Annotated in this window: 9 protein-coding genes, 1 tRNA gene and 1 pseudogene; 10 read left to right on the forward strand and 1 reads right to left on the reverse strand. The window is 55.7% G+C overall.

Features of this window, described 5'->3' with window-relative positions:
- Positions 1-80 precede the first annotated feature (80 nt).
- The 10 genes and pseudogenes from pyrH to AC1DFB_RS05345 all read left to right on the forward strand — a co-directional run bounded on the left by pyrH (position 81) and on the right by AC1DFB_RS05345 (position 11,370).
- Positions 81-833, forward strand: coding sequence for a UMP kinase (pyrH, locus tag AC1DFB_RS05300; RefSeq protein WP_170405311.1), 753 nt, complete (start codon positions 81-83; stop codon positions 831-833).
- Positions 834-1,166: 333 nt separating this feature from the next.
- Positions 1,167-2,392 (forward strand): annotated as a pseudogene (locus AC1DFB_RS05305) (aminotransferase class V-fold PLP-dependent enzyme).
- A 47-nt stretch (positions 2,393-2,439) separates the two neighbouring features.
- Positions 2,440-3,864: a cryptochrome/photolyase family protein gene (locus AC1DFB_RS05310; RefSeq protein WP_480922279.1), complete on the forward strand. Its 1,425-nt coding sequence runs from the start codon at positions 2,440-2,442 to the stop codon at positions 3,862-3,864.
- A gap of 69 nt (positions 3,865-3,933) precedes the next feature.
- Positions 3,934-5,142 (forward strand): SAM-dependent methyltransferase, encoded by a 1,209-nt coding sequence (locus tag AC1DFB_RS05315; RefSeq protein WP_170393292.1) that lies wholly within the window; start codon positions 3,934-3,936, stop codon positions 5,140-5,142.
- A gap of 16 nt (positions 5,143-5,158) precedes the next feature.
- On the forward strand, positions 5,159-5,599 hold the full coding sequence (locus AC1DFB_RS05320) for a TrgA family protein (protein WP_480886005.1): 441 nt from the start codon (positions 5,159-5,161) through the stop codon (positions 5,597-5,599).
- A 29-nt stretch (positions 5,600-5,628) separates the two neighbouring features.
- Positions 5,629-6,747 (forward strand): NUDIX domain-containing protein, encoded by a 1,119-nt coding sequence (locus tag AC1DFB_RS05325; RefSeq protein WP_480922280.1) that lies wholly within the window; start codon positions 5,629-5,631, stop codon positions 6,745-6,747.
- A 66-nt stretch (positions 6,748-6,813) separates the two neighbouring features.
- Positions 6,814-7,848, forward strand: a complete 1,035-nt coding sequence (locus AC1DFB_RS05330) for a cysteine synthase A (protein WP_170662323.1) — start codon at positions 6,814-6,816, stop codon at positions 7,846-7,848.
- Positions 7,848-10,301 (forward strand): DUF3772 domain-containing protein, encoded by a 2,454-nt coding sequence (locus tag AC1DFB_RS05335; protein ID WP_480922281.1) that lies wholly within the window; start codon positions 7,848-7,850, stop codon positions 10,299-10,301. The genes AC1DFB_RS05330 and AC1DFB_RS05335 overlap by 1 nt, the downstream gene beginning before the upstream one ends.
- Before the next feature lie 87 nt (positions 10,302-10,388).
- A complete protein-coding gene (locus tag AC1DFB_RS05340) occupies positions 10,389-11,216 on the forward strand; it encodes a GMP synthase (protein ID WP_480922282.1) in 828 nt (275 codons plus the stop codon).
- 64 nt (positions 11,217-11,280) lie between these two features.
- Positions 11,281-11,370, forward strand: a tRNA-Ser gene (locus AC1DFB_RS05345).
- A gap of 107 nt (positions 11,371-11,477) precedes the next feature.
- Here the strand turns inward: AC1DFB_RS05345 and AC1DFB_RS05350 are convergent.
- Positions 11,478-12,356, reverse strand: coding sequence for a LysR family transcriptional regulator (locus AC1DFB_RS05350; RefSeq protein ID WP_480922283.1), 879 nt, complete (start codon positions 12,354-12,356; stop codon positions 11,478-11,480).
- Positions 12,357-12,392: the final 36 nt, after the last annotated feature.

The raw sequence follows: 12,392 nt of genomic DNA on the forward strand, positions 1-12,392 counted from the left end.
CTGACTATCCGCATTGAACATGCGGAGGTTTTGCTTCATTTTGCGCCGGAAAATAACCCCGTGCCAGCCCGGAGCGCAACATGAGCCTTTCCCCTTCCGTCGAGACCACCGAGACCCCAAAAACAACATATGACCGTGTCATGTTGAAGATTTCCGGCGAGGCGCTGATGGGAGATCAGGGATTCGGACTGCATCCGCCCACCGTTCAGCGCATCGCGCAAGAGGTCAAATCGGTTCATGATCTTGGTGTTGAGATTTGCATGGTCATCGGTGGTGGCAATATCTTCCGTGGTCTGTCTGGTTCGGCGCAGGGGATGGAGCGTACGACAGCCGACTACATGGGCATGCTGGCGACTGTCATGAACGCGCTGGCGATGCAATCCGCGCTGGAGGGGGTAGGGGTCTTTACACGTGTGATTTCGGCCATTCGGATGGATGAGGTGTGCGAGCCTTACATTCGCCGCCGTGCTGTTCGTCACCTTGAGAAAAAGCGGGTTTGCATCTTTGCCGCAGGAACCGGGAACCCCTATTTCACCACCGATACCGCTGCGACTCTGCGCGCTAACGAAATGGCGTGTCAGGCGATCTTTATGGGCAAGAACGGTGTGGATGGCGTTTATGACAAAGACCCCAAAGTACACTCGGATGCAGTGCGCTATGATCAGGTTTCCTATGACGATGTTTTGGCCAAGCGGCTGCGCGTGATGGACGCATCGGCCATTGCATTGGCGCGCGACAACAATCTGCCACTGATCGTTTTCGGTCTGGATGAACCCGGCGGGTTCCGCGGCATCCTGGCGGGTGAGGGGACTTATACCAAAGTTCAGGGCTAATGCTGATTTGAGCAACACTGAGCCGGGCATCTCTGCCCGGCATTTTCCTACCTAAAAGAAACTAAGCCCCGCGTGGGCCAATGACTTCGTCAGTGCACGCATTGCGTGGCGGCAAAAAATACCATTAACGCAATCACTTGACCCAACCTTCTACCTCTGGCTATCTGGCCGGGTCTGCTGGTGGTCGTGGGGCCATCATGGGTGCTGCCGCCGATCCTTACCCGTTCCAAGGACCTGCGGCTGGGCTGGAAGACCTGCCTTGTTTTCGGGGATGTCCGGACTTTGCGCGGGCAACGACCCGGACTGTAGTGCATGATAAGGGAGAGAGATGCGATGGGCGCTCTTGATATTGAATTCGTTCGGGCACAGTTCCCGGCCTTTTCGGAACCCAGCCTTCAGGGACAGGCTTTTTTGAGAATGCAGGTGGATCCTATACCTGCGAACCTGTGCTTGATCGGTTGAGCCGGTTCTACACCCAGCGAAAGGTTCAGCCCTACGCGCCCTATGAGGCGAGCCGTGCGGGTGGCGCGGAAATGGACGAAGCACGAGCGCGACTTGCCGCGATATTGGGGGTGGAAACAGATGAGCTGAGCTTTGGCCCTTCGACGACGCAGAACACCTATGTACTGGCTCAGGCATTCCGGCAGTGGATGCAGCCGGGCGAAGCGATTGTCGTGACCAATCAGGACCACGAAGCAAACTCGGGGCCCTGGCGGCGATTGGCCGATGAGGGGATCGAAATTCGGGAATGGAAGATTGATCCGGAAAGTGGGTCTTTGAACCCGCAAGATTTGGAGAATTTGCTGGACGAGAAAGTGCGGCTGGTGTGCTTTCCGCATTGCTCGAATGTCGTTGGGGAAATCAACCCGGTCACCGAAATCACCGCAATCGCCCATGCTGCGGGTGCTTTTGCCTGTGTCGACGGGGTTTCTTACGCACCGCACGGGTTCCCCAATGTCGGTGATCTGGGCCCTGATATCTATCTGTTCTCCGCCTACAAAACCTATGGCCCGCATCAGGGTTGCATGGTTATTCGACGAGCTCTGGGTGAATTGCTGCCCAACCAAGCGCATTATTTCAACGGCGACACTCTTTTCAAGCGGTTCACACCAGCCGGGCCTGACCATGCTCAGATCGCGGCCAGCGCAGGCATGGCGGACTATGTGGACCTGCTTTGTGCCCATCATGGAGGACCGGAAACAGGAGCTTCGGCAAGGGGGTCCTTTGTGCATGATCTGATGCGGGAACACGAGGTCACTTTATTGCAACCTCTGCTGGACGCGGTCAAAGACCGGAACGCTCTGCGCCTGATCGGACCGTCTGATGCCAGCCGGCGTGCACCGACGGTAGCGTTAAGTCTGAATAAGAAGGCCGAGCCTGTTGCTGCCGAGCTTTCGAAACACGGTATCATGGCAGGTGGCGGTGATTTCTATGCTCATCGCCCTCTGCAGGCGATGGGTGTCGATGCAGACCAAGGGGTCTTGCGTCTTAGCTTTACACACTACACCAGTCGACAGGAAATTGATCAGCTTTTGGAGGCGCTTGACCGCGTTTTGTGATCCAGTTTCTGCGGCGCTTCGTAGTTCGAAGAAAACATGGGGCGGACATGGATTTTGATCATTCACCGATCATTTTGTGGTTCAGGCGCGATCTTCGGTTAGGAGATCATCCGGCGCTGAGCGCGGCGGTGCAATCAGGTCGACCCATCGTGCCCGTATTTGTTCTAGATCATCAGGTTCAGACTTTGGGTGCCGCGCCGAAATGGCGCCTTGGTCTGGGCCTTGACGCTTTTGCCGGCAGGCTTGAGCAGCTTGGCAGCAAGTTGATACTGCGCCAGGGTCAAGCACTGGATGTTCTTTGTGAACTGGTCAGAGAAACTGGGGCAGGCTCCGTATTCTGGACGCGGGCTTATGATCCAGAGGCGATCAACAGGGATACCCAGATCAAGGCTGCTTTGACCGAACAGGGTATCCAGGCACAGTCTTTTGCTGGCCTGCTTTTGTTTGAGCCTTGGACGATCGCCACCAAAACCGGCCAGCCGTTTCGGGTCTTCACTCCGATGTGGCGATCAGTGCAGGGGCGCGAAGTCTCTTTGCCCGAGCCCGCGCCCACGCGGCTTATGACGCCGAAAACCTGGCCTGCGTCCGATCAATTGTCTGATTGGCGACTGGATCGGGATATGCAGCGCGGGGCCGCAGTGGTCCGCCCGTTTGTCCACCCGGGCGAAAATGCTGCGCTGGACCAGTTGGATGTGTTTCTAGAACGTATTGATCAGTATCGCGAACAGCGGGATCAACTGGATCAATCTGGAACCTCTGATCTTTCAGAATACCTTGCACTGGGCGAGATCGGGCCGCGTACAATCTGGCATCGGGTGCAAATCGCCGACCAAACCGGGGCGCATGGTGGTGAAGGCTATCTGCGTCAGCTTGTGTGGCGTGAGTTCGCATATCACTTAATGTACCACTGGCCGCATCTTCTAAGTGCCAATTGGAAGCCTGAATGGGACGCATTCCCTTGGAATACAGATCCCGACACGCCCGAAGTGCGCGCGTGGCGTCAGGCAAGAACCGGAATTCCGCTTGTCGATGCCGGTCTAAGACAAATGTATGTCACCGGACGCATGCACAATCGGGCTCGGATGATTGTCGCGAGTTATCTAACAAAGCATCTGATGACGCATTGGAAAATCGGCGCAGACTGGTTCGGGGATTGCCTGATCGACTGGGACCCAGCTGCAAATGCGATGGGATGGCAATGGGTGGCCGGTTGCGGCCCTGATGCCGCACCGTATTTCCGTATCTTCAATCCCGACACACAGCGCGAGCGGTTTGATCCAAACTCAGGTTATGTGCGTCGCTGGATTGCCGAGGGCCAATCCGAGCCGCCATCCACCGCGCTGGCCTATTTTGATGCCGTGCCGCGATCATGGGGGCTTTCTCGTGACCAGATGTATCCCGCACCGGTGGTGGGGCTGAAGGAAGGCCGCGCCCGTGCGTTGGGCGCGTATAATGCCAGAAAAGACCAGTAAGGAACTGAAAACTTGCCAGAAACCGAATCCCGTCCTAGCTTTGACCCGCAACCGCAGAGGGGAGAGCGGATGTTCCTGACGAGCACCGAAGGGCAGGAAAACCTGCCGAGATATTTTACACAAGTCTTCAAGATGCTGAAGAGGATGGAGCGCGGCCGACTTGACATCGCGCTGCCCGACGGACGCATTTTCCGCGCGGATGCGCCACAACCAGGCCCCGTGGCACATGTGGACATCCACGACCCGGACGTCTTTTCCCGGCTGGTGCGCGAGGGAGAGCTGGGCTTCTCGGACGGCTACCTTGAAGGCGATTGGAGCACACCGGACCTACGCAGTTTCATGGACCTCGTGCATCTGGGAACTGAGACGGTCTACGATGATTTTACCGGACAGTTTCTAGTGCGAGCCTATGAAAGACTGCGGTTCTGGTTGCATCGTAACAACCGGTCGCAGGCGAAAAAGAACATCTCGTATCACTATGATCTCGGCAATGACTTCTATGGCCTGTGGCTGGATGACACGATGACCTATTCCAGTGCCATATTTGAAACGGGTCAGGAAAGCCTCGAAAAGGCGCAAACTGCGAAATACGCCAGCTTGGTGGATGAAATGGGGGCCAAACCGGGGGATCATATCCTTGAGATCGGGTGCGGCTGGGGTGGGTTCGCCGAATATGCCGCGAAAGAGCGTGGGTTGCGCGTCACCGGGCTGACCATTAGCCAAGAGCAGTTGAAGTTTGCTAGAGAGCGAATTGAAAAAGCAGGGCTTTCTGATCTGGTGGAGTTCAAGCTACAGGACTACCGCGATGAGCAGGGTCAATATGATGGAATTGCCTCGATCGAGATGTTCGAGGCGGTCGGTCAGAAATATTGGCCCGCATATTTCAACACGGTCCGTGATCGGTTGAAGCCGGGTGCCCATGCCACATTGCAGATCATCACGGTCGCGGATCATCGCTGGGACATTTACAAGAACGGCGTTGATTTCATTCAGAAATACATCTTTCCCGGCGGGATGTTGCCAGCACCGTCTATCCTTAGAGATCAGATCGATCAGGCGGGGTTGACCGTTGTACGCTCAAAAGAGTTTGGCAAAAGCTACGATCTGACCCTGCGGCGCTGGTACGAGACCTTCAATGCCAAGTGGGATCAGATATCGGAGATGGGGTTTGATGAGCGTTTTCGCCGCATGTGGAATTATTATTTGACCGCATGTGGCGCAGCCTTTGACACCGGTAATTGTGATGTGACACAGATCACGATAGCCAAACCCAGTTGAAGAACGGAAAAATCGAATGCCTACAGCCTCACGTCTCGTCGCCGCGTTGTGTCTGCTGGTGATCGCGTTCCTTGTGACGGGCATGATCATCGACAACGGGGAAGAGGGTAAGGACTATGGTTATTTCACTTACGTGAACATAATCCTGGGTTGGATCTGCGGCTGGGTTGTCATGGGTAAACGTGCTGGCCGTGGCTGGACCGCGGCCGTCAACAACGGTTTAACCGGTGTAGCGGCGCTGGTGTTCTGGGGGCTGTTCGTTCAGGGCACCTACGAGATGTTCAGTCAGGCGATGCGCCATCGGTTTGGTGGTCCGTTTGAGGCTCTGCTTGCCATCTTTCAGATCGGGATTGGCTATGGTGAACAGCTTCTGGCACCGGAAATCCTGCTTACGCTGGGTTTTGGTGCTGTTCTCAGCGGGATACTTACCGAAATTGCTTTTCGCCGCTGGCGTTAAATCTGATCTGCCAATTCGGGGCCTCTGCTTTGTCCAATCTGTTTTTCTATGGCACTTTGCGCCATGTCTCTTTGCTGGAACTCGTCATGGGTCGCAGCGCAGGCGATTTATCGGCGATGCAGGCTGTTTTGCCGGATCACGCCGTATACGCGGTTCAAGATCAACCCTTTCCAATGATTGTCACCGAAAAGGGCAGTAAGGCCAGTGGCGTTCTGGTGCAGGGCCTAGGTGACGTCGAGCGTAGTCGATTGGCCTTCTATGAAGGCGGTTTCGAATATGAACTGCGCCCGGAGACAATCGTGACTGAGGATGGAAAAGAACATCAGGCCTTGGTGTTCTTTCCGGATACTGAGATTTGGAAAAAAGGCGCACCGTGGGATCTTGAAACCTGGATCAGGGATTGGGGTGCGCTTTCGGTGTTCGCGGCAGACGAGGTGATGGCCCATTATGGAAGAGTCGATGCCTCGGACATCGTGCGCAGCTTTCCAGCCATAAGAACACGCGCCTGGGCCAGATTAGCGGCAAGACAACGTGGAGCGGGGGATGAGCGGAGCGTTGCGGATGACGTGATCGTTCATGACCGCAAGCGCGCCTATGTCAACTATTTTGGGATGGATGAAATTGAACTGCAGCATCGTCAGAATAACGGCGAGATGAGTCCGGTGCTGCATCGCAATGGATTGATGCAAGGGTCCGCTGTGGTCGTCCTACCTTATGATCCGGTGCGCGATACGGTGTTGCTGGTAGAGCAATTCCGCGCGCCCGTGTTCCTGATCGACGACCCCGAGCCGTGGATGTGGGAGCCTGTGGCTGGCATGATCGACCCGGGCGAAACACCTCAGCAGGCGGCCACCCGCGAGGCCATGGAAGAAGCGCAGATTTCACTATACCAACTGGAATATGCAGGTGGTGCCTATTCATCCAGCGGATCGTCAACAGAATATGTTTATCTCTATGTCGGTCTTGGGGATCTGACTAGTACGGTTGAAAGCGGTGGCCTCGCTTCCGAAGGTGAGGATATCCGCAGCAAAATTCTGCCGTTTGATGAATTCATGAGCATGGTAGATGCTCATGTTTTCAAGGATCTGCCGCTTCTAACTCTTGCTTATTGGTTGGCGCGGAACCGCGATCGACTGCGCGCTAAGTGATCCCTGCTTGTGATCGCGTCAGGGCACCTGTAAATCTGCTGCAATACCATATGACAAGAGGATGCCATGCGCATTGCACGAGACCTTGCCGACGCTGTCGGTAAAACACCTTTGATCCGGCTGCGTCGCGTCAGCGAAGAAACGGGATGCGAGATTCTCGGCAAGGCCGAATTCATGAACCCGGGTCAGTCCGTCAAAGACCGTGCTGCGTTGTTTATCATCCGCGATGCGATAGCGCGCGGTGATCTGAAACCCGGCGGCACGATTGTTGAGGGCACGGCCGGGAATACCGGCATCGGTCTGGCGCTGGTTGGTGCCTCGATGGGGTTCAAGACGGTGATCGTCATTCCCGAAACCCAATCCGAAGAGAAAAAGGATATGCTCCGCCTGGCGGGGGCTCAGCTTGTGCAGGTGCCTGCGGCGCCGTACCGTAATCCCAACAACTTTGTGCACTATTCGCGCCGACTGGCCGAACAATTGGCTCAAACCGAACCAAATGGCGCGATTTGGGCCAATCAGTTCGACAATGTCGCCAACCGTCAGGCACATGTGGAAACCACTGGTCCCGAAATCTGGGAGCAGACCGGCGGTAAAGTCGATGGTTTCATCTGTGCCGTTGGATCGGGTGGTACTCTGGCCGGGGTGGCCGAAGCGTTGCAGCCCAAGGGTGTCAAGATCGGTTTGGCTGATCCGATGGGGGCGGGGCTCTATTCCTTCTACACCACTGGTGAGATCGCGATGGAGGGAGGTTCTATCGCCGAAGGTATCGGACAGGTGCGGATTACCAAGAACCTAGAAGGGTTCACACCTGACCATTCCTGGCAGATTACCGATAGCGAAGCGCTGCCCTATATCTTCGATCTGCTGCGCGAAGAGGGTCTGGTGATGGGCGGGTCAACCGCGATCAACATTGCCGGTGCCGTCCGTTTGGCGAAAGAACTGGGGCCAGGGCACACCATTGTTACGATTTTGTGTGACTACGGCACCCGCTATCAATCCAAACTGTTTAATCCTGAATTCCTGCGTGAAAAGGAACTTCCCGTGCCCGATTGGATGACCGAAGCGCCGCGCAGTATTCCTGGCGTGTTTGAGGACGTGTGATGCTGCGACAGGTCCGCCTGTGTCTGGTTCTGGTGCTATTCTGCTTGATTGGTTTGGGCGGGATCGCCTCTGCCCAACTTACTGACCGGCAGAGCGAATATTATCAGGGCTGGGTCAGCACGGCGGACCGGGCGGAATCTGTTATTCGCGCGAACCGTGCATCCAACGCAGCATTAGAGAATTTGCGTTCGGAAATAAATGAGTATCGCGAAGACTTTAACAAAGCCCGAGGTGCCAACACCGATCGTATTCAGACGCTGGAAAGCCAACTCAAGGCGCTTGGCCCAAAGCCGGCTGAAGGGGAAAGCGAGGCCGAAGACATTGCCAAGCTGCGTGCGCAACTCGAAACACAACTGAACAGTTTGCGTGTTCCCCGCATCATCTCGGAAGAGGCTTTCAGTCGCGCGAATGGGCTGATCAGCGAAATTGATCGGATAGTCCGAGACCGACAAAAGAAAGAGATGCTGAAACGCGGGCCGTCGCCGCTCAACCCCGTCTATTGGGGACCAGCTTGGGTCGACATCAAAGAGGCGACGCACAGCCTTATTAACGAAACCATCGAAAACTTGCGCTCTGATGTGGTGCGCGAACAAATCCGCGAGCGCGGTCTTGGCATTCTCGTGCTGTTGGTTGTTTCAGCAGTTCTATTGCTGTTTGGGCGCAAATGGTCCGAGAAAGGCGGCGAATATCTCCGCTCGCTAGGAGGTAGCGGCAGCGGGGTCTGGACCTTTATTGTCTCGCTGTTGCGCATTCTATTGCCTTGGTTGGGCGTGTTGGCGTTGGTCACCGCCGTCGTGCTAACTGGCGTGCTGGGCCTGCGCGGTACACTTTTGTTCCAGCAAATCCCCTATTGGGCCGCGATTATCTTCTATTTTGATTGGATCGGCCGGCAGGTCTATCTGATGGGAGCGGCGCAGAACTTCCAAAGACTGTCCGCAGGCAAAATCAGAGAATTGCGGGTTTATATAGACCTGTTGGCGGTCATGCTTATTTTGCACGAGCTGGCGCAATTGTTCGAGCAGATCGAGAATATCTCTGACGCGACCCGCGCCGTTGTTGGCTTCCCGATCGTTGTGGTGTCTGCCCTTCTTCTGCTGCGTGTGCGTCAGGTCCGCCAATCAGAGCCTCAGCAAGAACAGACGGACCAGGAAGCTACCCGCCGTGGCGCAGGGTTCAGCCAATTGGTCGAGTTCTTGCGGCGCGCCTTGTTCATGCTTGGGATTGCGACTCCGATCTTGGGGGCCTTCGGATACATTAACGCTGCCGAAGCTATCGTATTTCCTGCCATCAAAACGCTGGTTCTGATTGCAGCACTGGTGATCGTGCAGCGATTTATTGGTACGGTATATGGCTGGCTTTCAGGGCAGGGCGACGCCGCGCGCGATTCACTGTTTTCGGTTCTGGTCGGGTTCGCGCTTGCCATTCTGGCGTTGCCGATATTGGCGCTTTACTGGGGCGCGCGCCAGACGGACCTGCTTGAAGCTTGGTCGCGATTGTTGCTGGGGTTCGATATTGGCGGGGTTACGATTTCACCCAGTAACTTCCTGACGTTCGTTGCCATTTTCGCCATTGGATATACGCTGACCCGTTTGCTGCAAAGCGGGCTGCGCAATTCACTGCTGCCGAAGACCAGCATTGATCCCGGCGGGCAGAATGCCATCGTGTCGGGTACCGGATATGTCGGAATTTTTCTGGCGGCACTGATCGCTATCATGGTTGCCGGTTTTGACCTGTCCTCGCTTGCGATCGTGGCGGGTGCTTTGTCGGTCGGCATCGGTTTCGGTCTTCAGACCATTGTATCGAACTTTGTCTCAGGGATCATCCTGCTGGTTGAGCGTCCTATCTCCAAAGGTGACTGGATCGATGTGAACGGCATGATGGGATATGTGCGCGATATCTCAGTCCGGTCGACGCGGATCGAGACGTTCGACCGGACGGATGTGATCGTTCCGAACTCGGACCTGATCAGTGGGGTGGTTACGAATTACACCCGGGGCAATACGATTGGCCGAGTGATCGTGCCTGTAGGCGTCGCCTATGGTACCGATACCCGCAAGGTCGAAACTATTCTGGGCGAGATCGCAAACGGGCACCCGATGGTTCTGGCCAATCCCGCGCCCAGCGTAGTGTTCCAGGGCTTCGGTGCAGACTCGTTGGATTTCGAAATCCGCGCGATCCTGCGGGATGTGAATTGGGTGCTGTCTGTCAAATCCGACATGAACCACGAGATCAATCGCCGGTTCGTTGAGGAAGGCATCGAGATCCCGTTTGCGCAGCGTGACCTGTGGCTCCGTAACCCTGAGGTGCTGACGGGTCAGTCCGATCCGTCCAATGATGCTTCTGCCGTGGATTACGACCTATCACCCCATGCGCCATCGACAAAACCAGTGGACATGACAGCGGACGATCTGGACGCGGCAGGGGATCAGGACGGCGAGGGCGACAACCACTGAGCGTGATGCGATCGGCATTTTCCCGCAAATGGTTATCGGACTGTTTCATTTTGATGTAGTCTGAAGTCATTTGCAGGAGGAATTTTGATGGTTACATTTTCACACAGCCTCGCGCGTATTGCCGTCTGGAATCTGGCCGGCTTCAATCCGGTGAACACAAGTCTGGGTATTCTAGCCAGCAGTGACCGAGTCACCCATCAAATCGAAGGGCTGGCCCTGCTGGACGCCGAACTGATCACTCTGGTCGAGGTCAGCCCCATCGAACATATTGATCGGCTTGCCTTGGGTCTGGCCGATAAGGGGCTGAACTATCAGGTCAAGATCCTGCCGCAGCCCAACGGCAATATCCATATCGGGTTTCTGCACAAACCGGGGGTCTCGGTGACAGGTTTGCAGCTGATCGACGGCTCGGAAGGTGACGATCCCGGCGGACGTCAGGCCCTGATCGCCGATGTCGAGGTCGGCAAATTCAAGGCCAAGCTGATCGCTGTGCATCTTAAATCCGGACGAGACCGGCCCGAGCAGCAGATACGTGACAGCCAATGCAGGATTATCGGAGACAAGATCGCCGAGATCCGCTCGACCCCCGGTCTGACACAACGCACGATTCTGCTGATGGGCGACTTCAACATGATCCCCGGTCAGGACGTCAGCAATTTCCACCATCTTGGTGGGGATGACATGATGGACTTTGTTTCGTGCTGGGATCTGCAAGACCGATTTTCGCATATTCTGGATAGGGGTCGCGCCAATTTACTGGACGGTTTTGCCGTATCACGCACTTATTCCACCGATTATGTCCGCGGCAGCTTGCGACTGTTTCCAATGCACTGGACCATGAATATGGGGCGCGAGGCGTTCAAGGATGAGGTGTCGGATCATCTGCCATTTGTCGCCAGCTTTCGTATTTTCTGACCCGTCCATTTTTGCGAAAGGGGCCTTGCGCTCGGTTCAGAAATTCGCATAAGTCACCTCTACCGGAGAGGTGGCCGAGTGGTCGAAGGCGCACGCCTGGAAAGTGTGTAGGCGGGAAACCGTCTCCAGGGTTCGAATCCCTGTCTCTCCGCCATATGCCCTATGAAATCTGAGTTGCCTTGCGGTCTATGCGAGACTGTTTTGTGCACGGCTTTCAATGTGAAGTGTCGTGCACAATGCACCGGATTGATGAGATTTGACTCAATCTGACAACAAGGCGATGACTTGATCGGTTTCGGGTCTTCGTCGCGATGCCACCGGCACTTGAACCGCTAGAGCACGCCCTGTCGGGCAGGATTGCGCGTGGGCCGTTACGAGTGCACCAGATTTCAATGGCTCTTCGAGTAAGCATAGGTGCCCCATTAGCACGCCAGCTGCGGCCTTGGCCTCTTCCACGGCAAGGCTGTAAAGCGAAAACTGCGGGCCAGTTTTGACATCTGGGACCTCACAACCTGTGCTTCGCGACCATGTGGACCAATCGCTGCTCCACGTCTGATCGTGCAACAAGGGAGTGCCTTGAAACCCGTTGTTGCCGGTTAACTGATCCAGCAGAGCAGGGGCGCAAACCGGTTGGGTTTCATCCTCGCACAGCACAATTAGGTCAGGTGCTTCGTCCAAGGTCGCGAAGAAGATCGCCAAATCGAACATCTCACGCGAAAGGCTGGGTGGTGTTTCCAGCGCCGTGACCGAAAAATTGATATGCGGAAAACACTCTCTAATCCGGCGCAATCGTTTGGGCAACCAGAGTTGGGCAACAGCAGGCAAAGCGGCGATGTGAAAATCGGCATTTGGTTTAAGGTTTCGCAGAGCCCGGGCGGCATCGCTCATCTGATCAAAGGCTGTGGTGAAGACAGCGACAAGTGATTGTCCCTCAGGCGTCAGTTCCACCCCTTGGGCGTTGCGGCGAAACAGCGGCGCACCTGCCCAATCCTCCAACGCCTTTACATGTTGTGAGATCGCACCCGGAGAAACGTTCAGCTCTTCCGCCGCCGCAACAAAGCTGACGTGACGCGCTGCTGCCTCGAACGCCCGCATTGCGTTCAGCGGAGGTCCCTTGGGGCGTTTGGGGGCGACACTCATTGATCTAGCCTTAGTTTTTCTACGCCAAGAAATAAC

The sequence above is a fragment of the Ruegeria sp. S84 genome (assembly GCF_056583445.1).